The following is a 19,340-nucleotide window of genomic DNA, read 5'->3' as shown; positions in this document are numbered from 1 at the left end:
TAGATGATGCTGTTTATGATCGTCTTCAAAAAATGGCAATGCCGTTATGAAACCGGTTGCATATTATTTTATGTCTTGCTTGAATGATAAAAAACAAACGGTAAAGGGCGGTATGAATAAGATTTTTGCTTTGTCAGTCAATAATTCGTACCCCTGAAATGAGAAGGAAAGAAGATGTCTGTTGAACAATTACCGAAAGACTTTCTGTGGGGTGGTGCAGTAGCGGCGCATCAGGTTGAAGGTGGTTGGGATCAAGGCGGCAAAGGCGTCAGCATTTGCGACGTTTTGTCCGGCGGCGCCCACGGCGTTGACCGTGTGATTACCGATGGCGTACAGCCCGGCGTCAGTTATCCGAACCACCAGGCGGTGGAGTTCTATTCCCACTATAAGCAGGATATTGCCCTGTTTGCCGAAATGGGCTTCAAATGTTTTCGTACCTCGATTGCCTGGACGCGTATTTTCCCTAATGGCGACGAACTGGAGCCGAATGAAGCGGGCCTGCAATTTTATGATGACCTGTTCGATGAGCTGCTGAAGTACAACATCGAACCCGTCATTACGCTGTCGCACTTTGAAATGCCGCATCATCTGGTTAAGCAGTATGGCGGCTGGTTGAACCGCAAGGTGGTGGATTTTTTCGTGCGCTACAGTGAAGTGGTGATGACGCGTTACCGGTCCAAAGTGAAATACTGGATGACCTTCAACGAGATCAACAATCAGCGCAACTGGCAGTACCCGCTGTTTGGCTATTGTTGTTCCGGTGTGATTTTTACCGATCACGACAAGCCGGAGCAGGCGATGTACCAGACGCTGCACCATCAATTTGTCGCCAGTGCGAAAGTGGTGAAATTGGGTCATGACATTAACCCGGATTTCAAAATCGGCTGCATGCTGGCGCTGGTGCCGCTCTATCCGTGGTCGTGCCATCCGGATGACGTGATGTTTGCGCAGGAAGCGATGCGTGAACGCCACCTGTTCGGTGACGTTCAACTGCGCGGCTACTATCCGTCCTACATCCTGAAAGAGTGGGCGCGCAAAGGCTACCAGATTGATATGCAGCCGGAAGATGAACAGACGCTGCGTGAAGGGTGCGCGGATTATCTGGGCTTTAGCTACTACATGAGTAATGCGGTGCAACTGGTGGCGAAAGGTCGGAAAACCGAGGATGCGATTGCGGGGTTTGACGGCGGTGTGAAAAATCCGCATGTGAAGGCCTCAGAATGGGGCTGGCAGATCGATCCGGTTGGCCTGCGTTATGTGCTGAACAGTTTCTACGAGCGCTACCAGAAGCCGATGTTCATTGTCGAAAATGGTTTTGGCGCGGTGGATCGCGTGGAAGCCGACGGCAGGATTAATGACGATTACCGTATCGAATACCTCAAGGCGCACATTGAGCAGATGAAGAAAGCCGTCGTAGAAGACGGCGTGGCGCTGATGGGCTACACTCCGTGGGGCTGCATCGATTGTGTGTCGTTCACGACCGGCCAGTACAGCAAGCGCTACGGCTTTATCTACGTGGATAAACATGACGACGGCACCGGCACGTTCAAGCGCGCGAAGAAAAAGAGCTTCGACTGGTATAAAAAGGTGATAGCCAGCAACGGGGCTGAGCTATAACCGATTGCCCTGAGAGAACGCGTGTCACACAGGCCGTGCTTAACCGCACGGTTTTTTCTTGTCCGTGTTAATCACTTCTCCAGGATGAGCTCTTATGCAAATTAATGTAGTGTGCAAGCGGGGTTGGCGTTATTCCTGGCGTAAGAAATTATGCCGAGGAGATGGCAGGCTTAGGATGAGCTGCAGGGACGCGGCGCACGAAACGGTTTCTGTATTTGCATAACAATGTGACTAAGAGGCCGGTGCCAGAGAGTGTGCGTCATATGTCTGTCATCCCGTCTATTTCACTAACGACTTCATCGCTGAATCGCGTTAGCATGAAGGCAGGTCTCCTGATGCTGGAAAAATTATGTCTGTAAAACTGATCGCTATTGATATGGACGGGACGTTGCTGACGCCCGAAAATAGAATCTCGCCTGCGGTGAAAGCCGCGATTGCCGCCGCCCGTGAGCAAGGTGTGCAGGTCGTATTGGCGACGGGGCGCCCTTATATCGGTGTCGAACGCTACTTGATGGAACTGGATTTGCAGCAGGAAGGGTGTTATTGCATCACCAATAACGGCGCGCTGGTGCAACGTACGAGCAACGGCGACTGCGTGGCGCAAACCACGCTGAGCTTTGACGATTATCTCCATTTTGAAGCGCTGGCCAGCAAACTGGGCGTGCATTTCCATGCATTGGACTTTAACTTCGTCTATACCGCCAATAAAGACATCAGCCCTTACACCATTCACGAATCTCACCTGACCGGGATGCCCCTGAAGTACCGTGCGGTTGAGGAAATGGATCGCAGCCTGACGTTCCCGAAAGTGATGATGATTGATGATCCTGAGATATTAGACCGCGCTATCAGCCAGATCCCACCGGAAGATTTTGAACGTTACACCATCATGAAGAGCGCGGAATACTATCTGGAAATACTGGATAAGCGCGTTAACAAAGGCGAAGGCGTGAGGATGTTGGCGGAGCACCTCAATATTCCGCGCGAAAGCGTCATGACGCTGGGGGATCAGGAAAATGATTTGGCGATGCTGGAGTATGCCGGGTTGGGCGTAGCGATGGGCAATGCGGTTGAGTCGGTGAAAGCGGTCAGTCAGTTTGTCACCAAAACCAACAGGGAAGACGGTGTCGCCTACGCGATTGAGAAATTTGTGCTGAATAAGTGAAAGACAATATGTTTGTTTGAATAGCCATCGATGATGGCTATTTTTATGTCTTAATGATTTTCATGATAATTATTTTTTTTAAATCAATTCAAAAGGCATTTATTTAATCGCTGTATTAAAAAAATAAATCATGCTTTTGGCCCGATATTATTTCAATGCCAGGCTGGCCGCTATTTTCTCTTTCATCACCTGAGTGACGCGATTAACCATCTGGCTGCGGGGAATTTGCGGAGGATATACCGCGCAATATACCATTTCGATATCCGGATTGAACGGCTTGACGACAATCGGCGAAGGGCTGTTCAGGGCAGTAATAAAATCCACGACGCCGATGCCGACGTTTCGCGATGCCAGCACGCAGCAGTTAATCATTGAGGTTTCGATAGGGTTATGCAGATAGCTTTGCTCTTTCCTGATGGAAATATCGATTTGCGCCCGCAGCGGCGTGGTTCTGCCGGGTAGAATAGCGCGGCTCCTGGCCAGGTCGGACAGCGTAATTTCATCCGCTTGCGCAAGAGGGTGATCGATGGCGAGCACCGCCACGGCACTGATGTTGGCCAAGGGTTCTGCCTCTAGCCCTTTGGCGCCCGGCTGGCCGAAAATAAAGCCGATGTCATACTGATTGCTGGCGATGGCATCCGTAATCCGGCTGGTGCTTTCGATGTCTAAAAACAGGGAAAGATCGGGATATTTCTTGAGTAAGGTTGGCAACACCTGATCGGAACAAACAAACGAGAGCGCCTGAACGGCGGCGATACGCAGCACGCTGCCTCTGGCGTGACGAATTTCGTCGGCGATCATCCCAATGTGATCCAGCCCCAAATAAAGACGCTCCACTTCCCGATACAGCTTCATCGCTTCCGCGCGCGGGATCAGGCCGCGCCCGTCTCTGTCAAACAGCGTCAGATTGAGCGCGTCTTCAAAGTCCCGAATCAGGCGGCTGACGGCGGGTTGAGTGATGTACATCATGTTGGCGGCGGCGGTGATGCTTCCGGTAAGAATCACTTTATGGAAAGCTTCAACCTGACGGGGATTTATTCGCATTTTTAATCCTCACGTTTGGCCTCTTCCTTTTGGCTGACGACAAAACGAGACACATAATGTTTTGTTATCAATTTAACACAAAATACGATTTTTAATTATCCTACCGGGCGCATAGACTCAAATTCATAATATTTAATACACTTCATTAGTACTCAATCATGGAATAGAGGGTTAGTGAATGAAGAAATCAACGCTGGCGTTATTATTTACCGTTTTATTTTCATCTTCACCTTGGGTTTATAGCGCAGATCTGAATATCGGTCTGGCTTCCTCCACCACATCGATGGATCCGCAATTTTATGTGGGGGGAGCGAATAGCGCCATGGCGCGAAATATTTTTGACGGTTTGGTTGTACAGGATGAAAAACAGCAGATTAAACCTGCCCTGGCAACCGATTGGAAAGTGATTGACGACAAGACGTGGGAATTTGCTTTACGTCCTGACGTTAAATTTCACGACGGCAGTGATTTTACGGCGAAAGATGTGATTGCCAGCATTAAACGTATTGCGCTGGCATCGAAAAACAGCCCGAGTTCTTACGCACCATACGTCAGCGATATTGCTGAAGTAACAGAAGTTAATCCACTCACGGTGCGGATTAAGACAAAAGAGGCTTCGCCGCTGCTGCTGAATAATTTAAGTCGGGTTTCCATTTTGCCCGCTCGACTTGAGAACGTCCCAACGGAAACGTTGAATTCAGGAAAAGAGGTGATTGGTACAGGGCCATTCAAATTTGTTTCCTGGGTGCCGGACGATCGGGTAGTCCTTGCTCGTAACGATGATTACTGGGGAGGAAAAGCCGAATGGGACAACGTGACGGTCCGCGTATTTAAAAATAGCAGTGCGCGTGTAGCAGCAATGTTATCCGGTGATGTGGACATGATTGAAAACGTTCCAACAGCCGACAGCCGTAATATTGAGAAAAATCAGCAGTTAAAAACGATTTCAACACCAGGGAATCGTGTTATTTATCTGCACATGGACCAACAAAGAGACGGATCACCGTTCGCCAAAGGTCCTGATGGTAAAAATCCATTACTTAAAAAAGCCGTACGTCAGGCGATGTCTTTAGCGATTAATCGCCAGGCCATCGTCGACCGTGTGATGGAGGGGCAGGCTGTTGTTGCCTCTCAGCTTGTGCCGAAGGGGTATTTCGGGTATTCCGCCTCCATTCCTGCGCCGGTTTATAGCCCGGAGAAAGCCAAACAGGAACTGGCGGCGGCGGGTTACCCCAACGGCTTCACGCTGACCTTCCACGCGTCGAATGACCGTTATCCTAATGATTCTAAAATTGCTCAGGCCATTGGCCAAATGTTTACACGTGTCGGCATTAAAACCGAAGTGGTTACGATGCCCGGCAGTGTGTATTTTTCACGCGCTTCCCGTCAGGAGTTCAGTTTGATTATGGGCGGCGCGGCGATTGAAACCGGGGAAGCCTCTGGCGTATTGGGGCCATTGTTGGAAACCTTTGGCCCCCATGCAGGACAGGGGAACCGTGGCCGCTATTCCAATCCTGCCTTCGATAAAAAGCTGAATGAAGCGCGTTCTACGTTGGATGAAGCGAAACGTGAGGCGCTGCTGGCCGAAGCGATGAATATCGGCATGGATGAGCTGGGGGTCATTCCGGTGATGTTCCTGTCCAACACCTGGGCGATGAAAAAGCAATATACATATGTAGGCCGTTCGGATGCCTACACGCTGCCTTACTTTGTCCGTTCCGCGCAATAGTTACCTTCCCGTTATGAACCCAAAGGGGTGACGCTTCACCCCTATTACCGATAACAAGGAGAGCCGTGTGAAGACGTTTAGCGGTGTTTTTCCCTATCTGGTGTCCCCCGTCAGACCCGATGGTCAGGTAGATAAGCCTGTTCTGGCACAGCTCACCGAACACCTGATTCAATGCGGGGTACATGGCGTAGTGCCGCTGGGTAGCACCGGTGAATTCGCCTACCTCTCTGCTTCACAACGTCTGGATGTGGTCAAAACGGTCATTGAGACGACCGCCGGTCGTGTGCCGGTGATCGCCGGCGTCGCGTCGACGACGATTCAGGATGCCGTCGAGCAAACGCGACGTTATATCGAACTGGGTGCGGATGGCATTCTCGCCGTGCTGGAAGCCTACTTCCCGCTGAACGATGAAGGCGTCGAGCACTATTTTCGTGCGATTGCCGAGGCGGCGCAGGGTAAACCTGTGGTGCTTTACACCAACCCTCAGTTTCAGCGTTCTGATTTGAGTTTGCCCGTCATTGAACGTCTGAGTCATGTTGAAAATATTCGCTATATCAAAGACGCCTCAACCAACACCGGGCGCTTGCTTTCCATCATCGAACGTACCCGTGGTCGAATGGATGTCTTCTCCGCCTCTGCCCATATTCCCGCCTGTGTGATGCTCATTGGCGGCGTGGGTTGGATGGCGGGCCCGGCGTGTATCGTTCCCAAACAGAGCATTGCTTTGTATGAAGCCGCCCGAACGGGCGACTGGAATCGAGCGATGGAAATTCAGCGTCCGCTGTGGCGCATTAATGAAATCTTCGCTCGTTATTCTATTGCCGGTTGCATCAAAGCGGCGCTGCAATTGCAGGGGTTTGCGGTTGGCGATCCGTTGCCGCCTCAGCAGCCGCTGGGTGAAAATGCGCGTAAAGAGATTGCCGACGCTCTGGCATCTGTCGAGTCCCTCTGATGTAAGCTGATTTATCCTGTTACACGCTGTAAGGCGCGGGTATATTGCGCCCTGAAATCTGGTCGTACGGATTAAAAAGAGAAAAGGAATCATCGTAAGATGAATGTGTTACCGATTATTATTGATTGTGATCCGGGGATAGATGATGCAATTGCGTTATTAAGCGCCTTTGTCGCGCCTGGGTTGGATATTCGTGGTATTTGCGCGGTGTGCGGCAACCAGCCGTTGGAAAAAACGGTGCGAAATGCTCTGCAAATTGTTGAGCTGGGCCAGCGGACGGATATCCCCGTTTTTGCCGGCTGTCATCGTCCTCTGTTGCGCACGCCGATCCACGGTCAGTTCCACGGCGAAAGCGGGCTGGGCAAGACGGTGTTGCCTGCGCCGCAAAAGCAGCCTGAATCCCGGCATGCCGTGAATTTTATTATCGAGCAGTGCCGGCAAGCGGCGGCTGACGGACAGCCGATGACGATCTGTACGCTCGGGCCGTTAACCAATGTGGCGATGGCATTGCGTATGGTTCCTGACATTGCTGACGGCATTGCGCGAATTGTGATGATGGGCGGCGCATACCGCGAAGCGGGCAACCGTAGCCTGACGTCTGAATTCAATATGCTCGCCGATCCGCAAGCGGCGAAGGTGGTGTTTGATTCGTCGATTGCGATCGTCGCGTTGCCGCTGGACGTGACGCATCAGGTGATTTTAACCCCAGAGTTAGTGGCGCGCTTTATTGCGGTCTCCGGGCGCATTGCCGCGCCGCTGGGGGAAATGATGGCGTTCTGGGATCGTAACGATATTCGTCGTTATGGCTCACGCGGCGGCCCGTTGCACGATCCGCTGGTGATTGCCTGGGTGCTGGCGCCGCAGTATTTCACGACGGAAAAAGCCAGCGTTTACATCGAGCAGGAAAGCGAGCTGTGTATGGGGCAAACCGTTGCCGACTGGTACGGCAAAACCGAACGTCAGCCGAATGTCGATGTTGTGACCGGGGTTGATGCCGAATGGGTCGTCGAGCTGTTTGTCGATCTACTGAGTCGTTATGGGGAGGGGAGCTGACATGGTTCAAGAGCGGATTATTATTGATACCGATCCCGGCGTCGACGATGCGATAGCCCTCTGGCTGGCATTGGCTTCACCCGAACTGGACATACTCGGCATCACTGCCGTGGCGGGCAATGTTCCGCTTGAGGCGACGTTGGCGAACGCCTGCAAAATCGTCGGCCTGACCGGAAGAGACGATGTGCCGATTTTTGCCGGCGCTGCGCGTCCGCTGATCCGCGATCAAGTTTTCGGTAAATATGCCCATATCGGCGCGTTTTCCCCGGACTGGGTGCCGGATAGCGCGTTGCTGCCTGAACAGGAACACGCCGTCGATTTTCTGGTGCGGATGACGCGACAGGCGGCGGCGGAGGATCATCCCATTACGATTTGCGCGCTGGGGCCAATGACCAATCTGGCGCTGGCGTTGCGTTTCCACCCCGATGTCGCACGCGGCATTAAACAGATTGTTTCCATGAGCTGCGCCTTTACCGCCTTGGGGAACCGCGTGCCGTGGGCCGACTTTAACGTCTATGCCGATCCGCACGCGGCGGAAATTGTTTTTTCTTCCGGCGTTCCCGTGGTGATTATGCCGCTGGATATGACCTTTCAGGCGCTTATTCAGAAGGAACAGGTTGACGATATCGAACGTCATGGCGGCGCGCCGGGCAAGGCGATGGCGGCGTTGCTGCGCACGTTCGATCGTAATGAAGTCAAACGCTTTGGCCGTGACGGTGGCCCGATTCATGATGCCACCGTGATTGCGTGGCTGTTAAAACCCGAACTGTTTCATTCAGCGTCTGCCCGTGTCGGTGTGCAAGTCACCGGTCAGACGGCGGGTTACACCTTTGCCGATTTCTATCACAAACTGAATGAACCGGACAATGCGCTGGTCATGCGGGACATCGACGAACAAGGGTTTCTCGCCCTGCTTGCCGAACGCCTGCGCCGCTATGATATGGAAGCCAGAAATGGTTCCGGGGGGCGCTAATGGTCGCCTACCTGCTCAGCCGAATCGGACAAACGCTGTTAACGCTGGCGGTGATGTCAGTGCTGGTGTTTGTGGGGGTCTATCTGGTCGGTAATCCGGTCGATATGTTGTTGGGCGCGACGGCGACGCCAGCGGAGCGGCTGGCGGTGATTCAGTCCTTTGGTCTGGACAAGCCGGTCTGGGAGCAGTACGGGCGGTTTGTCTGGAACGCCTTGCAGGGCGACATGGGCAACTCCTTTATCTTTAACCAACCTGCGCTGACGCTGATTTTTCAGCGCATGCCCGCGACGCTTGAGTTGGCGATGGTGGCGTTTGCGATGGCGCTGATTGTCGGTATTCCGCTGGGGATTTACGCGGGTCTGAAGCCGGACAGCGCGGTATCTAAATCCATCATGACCTTCTCTATTCTGGGCTTTAGCCTGCCGACATTCTGGATCGGGCTGGTGATGATCATGCTGTTCAGCGTGAAGTTCGGCTGGCTGCCTTCTTCTGGCCGGGGCGATACGCAGGAATTGTTCGGTATTCCTTTCAGTTTTCTGACGCGCGATGGTCTGGAACACCTGCTTTTGCCCGCCTTTAACCTTGCGCTGTTTAAAATCTCGCTGGTGATCCGCCTGATGCGCGCCGGGGTGATGGAGTGCCTGCAACAGGACTATGTGCAGTTTGCCCGCGCGAAAGGGCTGTCGGAAACCCGTATCGTACTGGTGCATGTGCTGCGCAACACGCTGATCCCGCTGATTACCGTATTGGGGCTGGAGCTGGGATCGCTGATCGCGTTCGCCGTCGTGACGGAAACCATCTATGCCTGGCCGGGCATGGGCAAGCTGATTATCGATGCGATCGCCGTACTCGACCGTCCGGTGATCCTGGCTTACCTGATGATTACCGTCGTGATGTTCAGCGTGATTAACCTGCTGGTCGATTTGCTGTATGTGCTGGTCGATCCGCGCGTGCGGCTGGGAGGAGACAAGGGATGACAGGGAATACGATACACCAGCCTGCGGCCGTGCCAAAAACCGTCCATCCGGTCATGCGCGTCGTGATGGCGCTGATTCACGATCGGCTGGCGCGGTTCGGCCTGATGACACTGGCGGTTTTCGTGCTGCTGGCGCTGTTTGCCCCGCTTCTGTCGCCGCAGGATCCCTACGATCTGATGCAGCTCGACATCATGGACGGTCGGCTCGCGCCAGGGGCGGAGAGCATGGCGGGCATGACGTATTGGCTGGGGACGGACGATCAGGGGCGCGACCTGTTCAGCGCTATTCTGTATGGCACCCGAATCAGCCTGATGGTGGGCTTCTCCAGCGCGGTGTTTGCGCTACTGATCGGTGCTTCGCTGGGGCTGATTAGCGCCTACGTCGGCGGGAAAACGGATGCGACAATCATGCGCATTGTCGATATCCAGCTCAGTTTTCCCCCCATCCTGATTGCGCTGATTCTGCTGGCGGTGCTGGGACAAGGGGTCGATAAAATTATTCTCGCGCTGGTCGTGACTCAGTGGGCTTACTACGCGCGGACGATCCGCGGTTCAGCGCTGGTGGAGCGTCGCCGCAGCTACGTGGACGCCGCGCGCAGTATGGCGCTGTCCAACCGTCGCATCCTGTTTCGCCATATTTTACCGAACTGTCTGGCGCCGCTGATCGTGGTGGCGACGATGCGCATCGCTTACGCCATCATGCTGGAAGCCACGCTCTCGTTTTTGGGGATCGGCCTGCCGGTGACGGAACCGTCGCTGGGGCTGCTGATCGCCAACGGGTTTGAGTACCTGATGTCGGGCGACTATTGGATCAGTTTCTTTCCGGGGCTGACGCTGCTGTTGCTGATTGTGGCGATCAATCTGGTCGGGGATGCGCTGCGCGACATCCTCAACCCACGGAACTAATCCTATGGAGCAACGTGTGGAAACAAGGGGCAACGAACACATGACGGCACCGATTATGTCCGTTTCGCATCTGACCACGGCTTTTCAGGTGAACGGCGAGTGGATGAACGTCGTGCGGGATTTATCCTTCACGATTGGCGAGAAAGAGACGGTCGCCGTGGTGGGAGAATCCGGTTCAGGGAAAAGCGTGATGGCGAAATCCATCATGCGCTTGCTGCCGCCCGGTCAAAGCCGGATTGACGGTCAGATCCGGTTCGGCGACACCGAGCTGCTGTCGCTGTCGAATAAAGCGATGCAGGACGTGCGTGGCAACCGTATCGGCATGATTTTTCAGGAACCGATGACCAGCCTGAACCCGGTTCTGCCCATCGGCTACCAGATTACGGAAGTGCTGCGTCGTCATCGCGGCATGAGCACAACGGAAGCGCGTGCCGAAGCGGTGCGGCTACTGGAAAAGGTGCGTATTCCGGCGGCGAAGTCACGGCTGAATGAGTATCCGCAAAGCTTCTCCGGCGGGATGCGTCAGCGGGTGGTGATTGCGATAGCGTTGGCCTGCCACCCCAAACTGCTAATCGCCGATGAACCGACCACGGCGCTGGACGTCACGATCCAGGCACAAATTCTGACGTTGATAAAAACCCTTCAGGAAGAAGAAGGGATGTCGGTACTGTTTATCACCCACGACATGGGCGTGGTGGCGGAAGTCTCCGATCGCACGCTGGTGATGTATCAAGGCGAAATGGTGGAGAATGCGACCACGCGGGAGATTTTTCATCATCCACAACAGCCCTATACCCGCATGTTGCTGTCCGCCGTACCCAAATTGGGCTCAATGTCCGGCAGTGCCTGGCCGCAACGTTTCCCGCTGATTGATATCAACACGGGTGAGCGCCAGCCAGCGCCGGAGGCGGTGAATACCATCTCTGGCGATGCGCCGGTGCTGGCGGTAAAAAACCTGGTCACGCGATTTGATATTCGGGCAGGTTTTTTCCGTCGCCTGTCCGGGCGGGTGCATGCGGTGGAGAATGTCTCGTTCGATCTCTGGCCGGGAGAAACGCTGGCGCTGGTTGGGGAGTCGGGCTGCGGTAAATCCACTACTGGCCGGTCAATTATCCGTCTCAATGAGGCCGTCGGCGGCGATATTCAACTGATGGGCAAAAGTATCCTGACGGCGGATAAGCGTGAACTGACCGACCTGCGGCGGCAGATTCAGATGGTGTTTCAGGATCCGTATGAAAGCCTGAATCCGCGTATGCGGGTGGGCGAAGCGATTGCCGAACCGATGTTGCTGCACGGTCTGGCGACCCGGCAGGATGTCGATGTCCGGGTGAGCGCACTGCTGGAGCAGGTGGGGCTATCGAGTGAGATGGCGGCGCGTTTTCCGCACCAGTTCTCCGGCGGGCAGCGGCAGCGCGTGTGTATCGCGCGTGCGCTGGCTCTGGAGCCGAAAGTGATTATTGCCGATGAATCCGTGTCGGCGCTGGATGTGTCCGTCAAGGCGCAGGTGATCAACCTGATGCTGGATCTCCAGCAAAGCCTGGGGCTGGCATTCCTGTTTATTTCGCACGATATGGCGGTGGTTGAACGCATCAGCCACCGCGTGGCGGTGATGTATCTGGGGGAGATCGTCGAAATTGGACCGCGTTCGGCGATCTTCGACAACCCTCAGCATGATTATACCCGACGTCTGATTGCTGCGGTGCCGGTGCCCGATCCTGAGGCCCGCCCGGTGCGCAATATCACCAATGATGAACTACGTAGCCCGGTGCGTTCCCCCGATTTCCGTCCTCCTGCGCGTCGCTATAAGCAGGTCGGAGAGGGGCATTTCGTACTGGAACAGGCGTAGCTTTACCCTTATCTGAGTTTGCCATTAATGGCGGTTCTTTTGTGTGCGCATTGCGTATGGCCTGAACCGCCATTCTTTTTCTTCTTATCTTTTCTTTCCCTCTTGCTGCTCCGGCGAGCTTTCTCCGCCTGCCCGTCTCACGCGGCTCAATTCCACTGGATGTTGAAATCCGGTAACGCATGATGTTGCAAAGTTGTATTAATTGTCTGTTTTGTGATCCAGATTGTAGTACAACATATAATAATGGTACTACAATTGAGGCAAGGAAAGCAGGAAGGATGCGGTTATTGTGCAACAGTTCGACGACGCGAAGCGGCATGGCGAGTAAAGTAAGTGCTGTGATATCAATCCGTTTTGTCTCGTTGAGGTGATGATGAGTAAGCATGAACTCAGTAAAACTGACCGTATCATTCTGGATATCGGGCAACAGATCGTTGGCGGCAAATATGCGCCGGGCACGCCGTTACCTTCAGAGGCTGAGCTATGCGAAGAGTTCCAGACGTCCCGTAACATCATTCGTGAAGTGTTCCGGGCGTTGATGGCGAAAAGGCTGGTGGAAGTGAAGCGGTATCGCGGCGCGTTTGTGGCCGCGCGTAACCAGTGGAACTACCTGGATACCGATGTGCTGCAATGGGTTTTGGCCAGTGACGACGACCCGTGTCTGATTAGTGCGATGAGCGAGGTGCGTAATCTGGTGGAGCCCACCATCGCACGCTGGGCGGCTGAGCGGGCGACGTCAAGCGAGCTGGCGGTGATTGAAGCGGCGCTCAACGACATGATCGCTAACCATCAACAGCGTGATGCGTTTAATGAAGCGGATATTCGCTTCCATGAGGCGGTATTGGCCGCGGTGCACAACCCGGTACTACAGCAACTGAGTGTGGCGATCAGTTCATTGCAGCGCGCGGTGTTTGAACGCACTTATATGCCGGATGAAGACAACATGCCACGGACATTGCGTGAGCATCAGGATCTCTACGATGCCATTCGGCATCAGGATATTGAAGCAGCGGAGCGGGCGGCATTGACCATGATCGCCAGCTCAACCAAACGGTTAAAGGATATTACATGAGTGAAAGCTATATCGCCGTTGACTGGGGTTCGACCAACCTGAGGGCATGGCTGTATCTGGACGGCGCCTGTGTCGACAGCGTGAAGTCTGAAGCGGGCGTGACACGCTTGAACGGCCAGACGCCGCAGCAGGTTTTTCAGCAGATCGTTGCGCCGTGGCAACAACACAACGTGCCTGTCGTCATGGCGGGCATGATCGGCAGCAATGCGGGCTGGCTTTCCGTGCCGTATTTGTCATGTCCGACCCGTCTGACGGATGTCGCCCATCGCCTGACGCGCGTGGAAGAAGCCCGGCCGCTGGCGGCCTGGATCGTGCCGGGGCTGAGCATTGCGCAGGACGACAACTGCAATGTGATCCGCGGTGAAGAAACCCAGCTGATTGGCGCGTATAGCGAATGTCCTTCTTCTCTTTATTTAATGCCGGGAACCCACTCCAAATGGGTGCGGGCGGATGACAGCACCGTGCTGGATTTCCGCACGGTGATGACCGGCGAGCTGCACCACCTGCTGATGACGCAGTCGTTAATTGGCGTGGGGCTAACCGAGCAGCAGCCGTCCCCTGAGGCTTTCCAGCAAGGGTTGGCACTGGGTTTTGCCGACGACAACATTATCCGCTGCCTGTTTGAAACCCGTGCGGCGCACGTGCTGGGACGTCTGGAGAAAAGCGCCGTTAGCGACTGGCTGTCAGGACTGCTGATTGGCAACGAAGTCTCACAAATGCAGCGCCACTATCAGGTCGCGGCGGGTGATGTGATCACGGTCATCGGCTCCCCTGCGCTCACGACGCGCTATGAGCAGGCATTACAACAAGCCGGATTACGCTGGCAGCCGTTGGACGGCGATCGCGCTTTTCAGGCAGGAATAAGGAGCATTGTTAATGAACTGGAATACTAATCTTCCCTTGATTGCCATTCTGCGCGGTATCACGCCGGATGAGGTGCTGGAACATGTCGCGGCGCTGCTGGATGCCGGATTCGATGCGGTGGAGATCCCGCTGAATTCGCCGAATCCGTATGACAGTATTCAATTGGCGGTGGAACATTTTGGCACCCGCGCCCTGATCGGCGCCGGGACGGTCTTAAAAGCCGAAAATGTCGATAAATTACAGGAAATTGGCAGCAAGCTGGTGGTTACCCCCAACATTTCTCCCGAGGTGATTCGCCGGGCGGTGGGTTACGGCATGACGGTCTGCCCAGGCTGCGCCACCGCGACTGAAGCTTTCGCGGCGTTGGAGGCCGGGGCGTCGTCGCTGAAGATTTTCCCGTCATCGGCGTTTGGGCCGGACTACATCAAAGCGTTGAAAGCGGTGTTGCCAAAAGAAATCCCCGTCTTTGCCGTTGGCGGTATCACGCCAGAAAACCTGAAGGATTACCTTCGTGCAGGTTGCATCGGTGCCGGCTTAGGCAGCGATCTGTATCGAGCCGGTCAGTCGGTCGAAGTGACCGCGCAAAAAGCACACGCATTTGTTAACGCCTATAAGGATGCTGTTTAATGAAAATTACCAAAATCACAACGTACCGGCTGCCGCCACGCTGGATGTTTCTGAAGATTGAAACCGATGAAGGCATTGTCGGCTGGGGTGAACCGGTTATCGAAGGGCGCGCGCGCACGGTGGAAGCCGCCGTTCATGAACTGTCCGACTATCTGATTGGTCAGGATCCGGCGCGCATCAATGATATCTGGCAGGTCCTTTACCGTGCGGGTTTTTATCGCGGCGGCCCGATTCTGATGAGCGCCATCGCGGGTATCGATCAGGCACTGTGGGATATCAAAGGCAAGGCGTTGGGTGTGCCGGTTTATCAGTTACTGGGTGGACTGGTGCGCGATAAAATCAAAGCTTACAGCTGGGTTGGCGGCGATCGCCCGGCGGACGTGATTGACGGCATCAAGAAACTGACGGCTATCGGCTTTGACACCTTCAAGCTGAACGGCTGTGAAGAGATGGGCATCATTGATAACTCACGCAAAGTTGATGCCGCAGTGGCGGTGGTGGCTGAAATCCGTGAAGCCTTTGGCAACAGCATTGAGTTCGGTCTGGATTTCCACGGCCGTGTCGATGCGCCAATGGCGAAAATTTTGATCAAGGAACTGGAGCCGTATCGTCCGCTGTTCATTGAAGAACCCGTGCTGGCTGAGCAGGCTGAATATTATCCTCGTCTGGCGGCGCAAACCCACCTGCCGATTGCAGCGGGCGAACGTATGTTCTCTCGTTTTGATTTTAAACGCGTATTGGCGGACGGCGGGCTGGCCATTATTCAGCCGGATCTGTCTCACGCGGGCGGCATTACCGAATGTTTTAAAATTGCCGCGATGGCGGAATCTTATGATGTGGCGTTGGCTCCTCACTGCCCATTAGGTCCCATTGCATTAGCGTCCTGTTTACACCTCGACTTTGTTGCGCGTAATGCCGTATTCCAGGAGCAAAGTATGGGCATTCATTATAATAAAGGCGCGGAGTTGCTGGACTACGTTATCAATAAAGAAGATTTTGCGATGACCGACGGCCATTTCTATCCGTTGAATAAACCGGGCCTGGGTGTGGAAATTAATGAGGAGCTGGTTATCGAACGGAGTAAAAATGCGCCGGACTGGCGTAATCCGGTGTGGCGTTATTCTGACGGCGCTGTCGCTGAGTGGTAATACATTTTTATCCTATACAATGCGTTAGGATATAAATAACGGATAATACATAACGCGAATCCCCAACATGTCGTAATAGAACGACCGTGGTTTATCACAAAATAGCGTATTTTGTGAGGGACGGATGTTTTATTTTATTCATGTTGGGGAGATTCAGGTTCTATTTATTATGCGTTCATCATCACCGGGGTTTTAAATAACAGGACATGATTGGTATGGGAACATATTGATGATGTGTGGTTGTTTAATCAAAAAATAAAGCATGTCAACGGCTCATGTTATTGATGGTTGAAATAGCGGGGATCACTCTGCGTGCCCGTTAAATAAATCTGATTTATTCCATTTTCAGAACAATCAATGCATATGCAGTTGTAATATGACAGGCATAAATAGAAATAACAGGAAAATAAGATGGATATGACATTAACTACCCGTCCTACAAAACGCCGTTATCTCACGTTACTGATGATTTTTATTACGGTGGTTATCTGCTATGTGGATCGGGCCAATCTGGCTGTAGCGTCGGCCCATATTCAGGAAGAGTTTGGTATCTCAAAAACGCAAATGGGCTATATCTTCTCCGCGTTTGCCTGGACCTATACTCTGTGCCAAATCCCGGGCGGCTGGTTTCTTGACCGCGTCGGTTCCAAGGTGACTTATTTTATCGCCATCCTGGGATGGTCGATTGCGACCTTATTACAAGGTTTTGCTACCGGTTTAGCGTCATTGATTGGCTTACGCGCCGTGACCGGGCTTTTTGAGGCGCCAGCGTTTCCAACGAACAACCGCATGGTAACCAGCTGGTTCCCTGAACAGGAGCGTGCTTCTGCCGTTGGCTTCTATACTTCCGGCCAGTTTGTCGGCCTGGCGTTCCTCACGCCGTTATTAATCTGGCTTCAGGAAGTCTTAAGCTGGCACTGGGTGTTTATTGTCACCGGCGGGATTGGTATCGTCTGGGCGCTCATCTGGCACTTTGTGTATCAGTCACCGAAGAAAAGCAAAGGGATCAATCAGGCCGAGCTGGATTATATCGCCGAAGGCGGGGGGATCATCGATGGTGATGCGCCGACCGAGAAAAAGGCGCGCACGCCGTTGACCGCAGCCGACTGGAAGCTGGTGTTTAACCGCAAACTGGTAGGCGTTTATATCGGGCAGTTCGCCGTCACCTCGACGTTGTGGTTCTTCCTGACGTGGTTCCCTAACTATCTGACGCAGGAAAAACAGATCAACGCCTTGACGGCGGGCTTTATGACGATTGTGCCTTTCCTTGCGGCGTTTGTAGGGGTATTGCTGTCCGGGTTTGTCGCGGACCGTCTGGTGCGCAGCGGTAAATCGCTCGGTCTGGCGCGTAAAACGCCGATTATCTGCGGCTTATTGATTTCCACTTGTATCATGGGTGCGAACTACACCAACGATCCGATGTGGATTATGACGCTGATGGCCGTGGCGTTCTTCGGTAACGGTTTTGCCTCCATCACCTGGTCGTTGGTCTCATCGCTGGCGCCGATCCGTCTGATTGGCCTGACCGGCGGCGTATTCAACTTTGTCGGTGGCCTGGGGGGGATCACGGTACCGTTAATCATTGGCTATCTGGCGCAGGATTATGGTTTTGCTCCGGCGCTCACTTACATTGCGGGCGTTGCCTTGATCGGCGCGTTGTCTTACATCTTCCTCGTCGGCAAGGTTGAGCGCGTAGGGTAATCCGCGATACTGATACTGGTGTTATGACAGGCAGGTAAGCGCCATCTTACCTGCCTGCGACGTTATATCGCCGCCTTATGAGGCAGCGTCGTCGCCGTTGTCGCTGTTGTCGGCGTCAGCACGCGCTCCAGCACGCGGGCTTCCAGCTCCGCCAGTTTTGCCGAACCGCGACGCCGGGGGCGAGGCAGGTCGATCTGGATGTCCATCCCCACGCGCCCCTCTTCAATCAAAATGACCTTGTCGGCCAGCGCAATGGCTTCGGAGACGTCGTGCGTGACCAGCAGGACGGTGAACCCGTGCTGAAGCCACAGGTTTTCAATCAGGCTTTGCATCTCAATGCGGGTTAAGGCGTCCAGCGCCCCCAGCGGCTCATCCAACAGCAGCAGGCGCGGATGGTGAATAAGCGCGCGCGCCAGTGCGACGCGCTGTTTCTGACCGCCGGACAACGCCGCCGGCCAGTCGTTGGCGCGATCGGCCAACCCGACCGAGGCCAGCGCATCCTGCGCTTTTGCACGCCAGTTGCCGCGCAGTCCCAGCCCGACGTTATCGATCACCTTTTTCCACGGCAACAGGCGCGCCTCCTGAAACATCAGTCGCGTGTCGTCTTTTACGCTGCTAAGCGGCGCACTACCCGTCAAAAGTTCGCCGCTGCTGGGGGCTTCCAGCCCGGCAATCAGGCGCAGCAACGTGCTCTTACCGCAGCCGCTGCGCCCGACGATAGCGACAAACTGCCCGGAAGGAATGTGCAATTGCACGTTATCCAGGACGGTGCGGTGGCCATAGCGTTTAGTGATGGCATCCAGCACTAGCGGCGTACCTCGGGTGAACGGCGAGGCGGAATGAAGTGGCGTTGCGGAATCGGTAAAAGCGGTCATGATGCATCCCCCGATGACGTTTGATAAGCCGGGTTCCAGCGCAGCCAAATGCGCTCCAACCCCTGTGCGCTCAGGTCGGCCAGTTTGCCGAGCAGCGCGTAAAGGATGATGGCGACAACGACGACATCCGTTTGCAGAAATTCGCGGGCATTCATGGCGAGGTAGCCGATCCCGGCGTTGGCCGAAATGGTTTCTGCGACGATCAGCGTCAACCACATGAAGCCGAGCGCAAAGCGAATGCCGACCATGATGGACGGCAATGCGCCGGGCAACACCACCTGATAGAACAGACTCAGGCCGGATAACCCGTAGCTGCGCGCCATTTCCAGCAGGCCGCGATCGATATTCTTAATACCGTGATAGGTATTGAGATAAACCGGAAACAGCGTGCCCAGTGCGACCAGAAAGATTTTGGCCGCTTCATCAATGCCAAACCACAGGATGACCAGCGGGATCAACGCCAGATGGGGGACGTTGCGGATCATCTGCACCGAACTGTCCAGCAGGCGTTCGCCCCATTGAGACAGCCCGGTGATGAAACCGAGCGCCAGCCCGATCCCCCCGCCGATAGCAAACCCAATCAGGGCGCGCCAGCCGCTGATGGCCAAATGCCGCCACAGCTCGCCGCTGACGATGAGCGACCAGCCGGCGGTAATAACCGCGCTGGGCGCGGGCAGGATCCGGCTGGACAGCCAACCGAATTCAACCGAGATTTGCCACGCGACTAGCAGCGCCACGGGGAGCAGGAAAGGGGCTAATCGCTGTGCCAGCGCAGAATGCGTTCTTGCCATG

Annotated in this window: 17 protein-coding genes; 14 read left to right on the top strand and 3 right to left on the bottom strand. The window is 54.5% G+C overall.

Annotated features, from left to right (window positions below):
• The first annotated feature begins 174 nt into the window (after positions 1–174).
• Complete coding sequence (locus EDC54_RS13055; RefSeq protein ID WP_132456985.1) at positions 175–1,617, top strand: 6-phospho-beta-glucosidase; 1,443 nt, start codon at positions 175–177, stop codon at positions 1,615–1,617.
• A gap of 349 nt (positions 1,618–1,966) precedes the next feature.
• A complete protein-coding gene (yidA, locus tag EDC54_RS13050; protein WP_132456982.1) occupies positions 1,967–2,782 on the top strand; it encodes a sugar-phosphatase in 816 nt (271 codons plus the stop codon).
• 147 nt (positions 2,783–2,929) lie between these two features.
• On the opposite strand, the gene EDC54_RS13045 is transcribed toward yidA, so the two are convergent.
• Positions 2,930–3,826, bottom strand: a complete 897-nt coding sequence (locus tag EDC54_RS13045) for a LysR family transcriptional regulator (RefSeq protein ID WP_132456978.1) — start codon at positions 3,824–3,826, stop codon at positions 2,930–2,932.
• 178 nt (positions 3,827–4,004) lie between these two features.
• On the opposite strand from EDC54_RS13045, the gene EDC54_RS13040 reads away from it, so the two are divergent.
• The 12 genes from EDC54_RS13040 (at position 4,005) to EDC54_RS12985 (ending at position 17,673) form a co-directional block, all read left to right on the top strand.
• Positions 4,005–5,555, top strand: a complete 1,551-nt coding sequence (locus tag EDC54_RS13040) for an ABC transporter substrate-binding protein (RefSeq protein ID WP_132456975.1) — start codon at positions 4,005–4,007, stop codon at positions 5,553–5,555.
• A 67-nt stretch (positions 5,556–5,622) separates the two neighbouring features.
• Positions 5,623–6,507 (top strand): dihydrodipicolinate synthase family protein, encoded by an 885-nt coding sequence (locus EDC54_RS13035; RefSeq protein WP_132456972.1) that lies wholly within the window; start codon positions 5,623–5,625, stop codon positions 6,505–6,507.
• Between the two features lie 99 nt (positions 6,508–6,606).
• Positions 6,607–7,560: a nucleoside hydrolase gene (locus EDC54_RS13030; RefSeq protein WP_132456970.1), complete on the top strand. Its 954-nt coding sequence runs from the start codon at positions 6,607–6,609 to the stop codon at positions 7,558–7,560.
• Position 7,561: 1 nt separating this feature from the next.
• Positions 7,562–8,533, top strand: a complete 972-nt coding sequence (locus EDC54_RS13025) for a nucleoside hydrolase (protein WP_132456967.1) — start codon at positions 7,562–7,564, stop codon at positions 8,531–8,533.
• Entirely contained in the window at positions 8,533–9,510 is a 978-nt protein-coding gene (locus tag EDC54_RS13020; protein ID WP_132456964.1) for an ABC transporter permease, read from the top strand. Before EDC54_RS13025 ends, EDC54_RS13020 begins: the two co-directional genes overlap by 1 nt.
• Positions 9,507–10,415: an ABC transporter permease gene (locus EDC54_RS13015; protein ID WP_132456961.1), complete on the top strand. Its 909-nt coding sequence runs from the start codon at positions 9,507–9,509 to the stop codon at positions 10,413–10,415. The genes EDC54_RS13020 and EDC54_RS13015 overlap by 4 nt, the downstream gene beginning before the upstream one ends.
• 40 nt (positions 10,416–10,455) lie before the next feature.
• Positions 10,456–12,261 (top strand): ABC transporter ATP-binding protein, encoded by a 1,806-nt coding sequence (locus EDC54_RS13010; RefSeq protein WP_132456958.1) that lies wholly within the window; start codon positions 10,456–10,458, stop codon positions 12,259–12,261.
• Positions 12,262–12,634: 373 nt separating this feature from the next.
• Positions 12,635–13,333 (top strand): D-galactonate utilization transcriptional regulator DgoR, encoded by a 699-nt coding sequence (gene dgoR / locus EDC54_RS13005; RefSeq protein WP_132457218.1) that lies wholly within the window; start codon positions 12,635–12,637, stop codon positions 13,331–13,333.
• Positions 13,330–14,226 carry a 2-dehydro-3-deoxygalactonokinase gene (locus EDC54_RS13000; protein WP_132456956.1) on the top strand — a complete coding sequence of 299 codons (897 nt, stop codon included), beginning with the start codon at positions 13,330–13,332 and terminating at the stop codon, positions 14,224–14,226. Before dgoR ends, EDC54_RS13000 begins: the two co-directional genes overlap by 4 nt.
• Positions 14,210–14,824: a 2-dehydro-3-deoxy-6-phosphogalactonate aldolase gene (locus EDC54_RS12995; RefSeq protein ID WP_132456953.1), complete on the top strand. Its 615-nt coding sequence runs from the start codon at positions 14,210–14,212 to the stop codon at positions 14,822–14,824. The genes EDC54_RS13000 and EDC54_RS12995 overlap by 17 nt, the downstream gene beginning before the upstream one ends.
• Entirely contained in the window at positions 14,824–15,972 is a 1,149-nt protein-coding gene (gene dgoD, locus EDC54_RS12990) for a galactonate dehydratase (protein WP_132456950.1), read from the top strand. The genes EDC54_RS12995 and dgoD overlap by 1 nt, the downstream gene beginning before the upstream one ends.
• 411 nt (positions 15,973–16,383) lie before the next feature.
• Positions 16,384–17,673, top strand: a complete 1,290-nt coding sequence (locus EDC54_RS12985; RefSeq protein ID WP_132456947.1) for an MFS transporter — start codon at positions 16,384–16,386, stop codon at positions 17,671–17,673.
• A gap of 62 nt (positions 17,674–17,735) precedes the next feature.
• Here EDC54_RS12985 and ssuB read toward each other — a convergent pair whose 3' ends face one another.
• Positions 17,736–18,548: an aliphatic sulfonates ABC transporter ATP-binding protein gene (gene ssuB / locus EDC54_RS12980; RefSeq protein WP_132456944.1), complete on the bottom strand. Its 813-nt coding sequence runs from the start codon at positions 18,546–18,548 to the stop codon at positions 17,736–17,738.
• Positions 18,545–19,339, bottom strand: a complete 795-nt coding sequence (ssuC, locus tag EDC54_RS12975) for an aliphatic sulfonate ABC transporter permease SsuC (RefSeq protein ID WP_132456941.1) — start codon at positions 19,337–19,339, stop codon at positions 18,545–18,547. Before ssuC ends, ssuB begins: the two co-directional genes overlap by 4 nt.
• Position 19,340: the final 1 nt, after the last annotated feature.

Source organism: Samsonia erythrinae, assembly GCF_004342665.1.
GTDB lineage: Bacteria > Pseudomonadota > Gammaproteobacteria > Enterobacterales > Enterobacteriaceae > Samsonia > Samsonia erythrinae.
The sequence above is the reverse complement of the archived record's forward strand: the minus strand, read 5'-3'. Positions and strand labels throughout refer to the sequence as shown.

Bases quoted from the DNA above. Each gene is read 5' to 3' on its own strand.
- EDC54_RS13055 (WP_132456985.1), top strand. From the start codon at position 175: ATGTCTGTTGAACAATTACCGAAAGACTTTCTGTGGGGTGGTGCAGTA.
- yidA (WP_132456982.1), top strand. From the start codon at position 1,967: ATGTCTGTAAAACTGATCGCTATTGATATGGACGGGACGTTGCTGACG.
- EDC54_RS13045 (WP_132456978.1), bottom strand. From the start codon at position 3,826: ATGCGAATAAATCCCCGTCAGGTTGAAGCTTTCCATAAAGTGATTCTT.
- EDC54_RS13040 (WP_132456975.1), top strand. From the start codon at position 4,005: ATGAAGAAATCAACGCTGGCGTTATTATTTACCGTTTTATTTTCATCT.
- EDC54_RS13030 (WP_132456970.1), top strand. From the start codon at position 6,607: ATGAATGTGTTACCGATTATTATTGATTGTGATCCGGGGATAGATGAT.
- EDC54_RS13025 (WP_132456967.1), top strand. From the start codon at position 7,562: ATGGTTCAAGAGCGGATTATTATTGATACCGATCCCGGCGTCGACGAT.
- EDC54_RS13020 (WP_132456964.1), top strand. From the start codon at position 8,533: ATGGTCGCCTACCTGCTCAGCCGAATCGGACAAACGCTGTTAACGCTG.
- EDC54_RS13015 (WP_132456961.1), top strand. From the start codon at position 9,507: ATGACAGGGAATACGATACACCAGCCTGCGGCCGTGCCAAAAACCGTC.
- EDC54_RS13010 (WP_132456958.1), top strand. From the start codon at position 10,456: ATGACGGCACCGATTATGTCCGTTTCGCATCTGACCACGGCTTTTCAG.
- dgoR (WP_132457218.1), top strand. From the start codon at position 12,635: ATGAGTAAGCATGAACTCAGTAAAACTGACCGTATCATTCTGGATATC.
- EDC54_RS13000 (WP_132456956.1), top strand. From the start codon at position 13,330: ATGAGTGAAAGCTATATCGCCGTTGACTGGGGTTCGACCAACCTGAGG.
- EDC54_RS12995 (WP_132456953.1), top strand. From the start codon at position 14,210: ATGAACTGGAATACTAATCTTCCCTTGATTGCCATTCTGCGCGGTATC.
- dgoD (WP_132456950.1), top strand. From the start codon at position 14,824: ATGAAAATTACCAAAATCACAACGTACCGGCTGCCGCCACGCTGGATG.
- EDC54_RS12985 (WP_132456947.1), top strand. From the start codon at position 16,384: ATGGATATGACATTAACTACCCGTCCTACAAAACGCCGTTATCTCACG.
- ssuB (WP_132456944.1), bottom strand. From the start codon at position 18,548: ATGACCGCTTTTACCGATTCCGCAACGCCACTTCATTCCGCCTCGCCG.
- ssuC (WP_132456941.1), bottom strand. From the start codon at position 19,339: ATGGCAAGAACGCATTCTGCGCTGGCACAGCGATTAGCCCCTTTCCTG.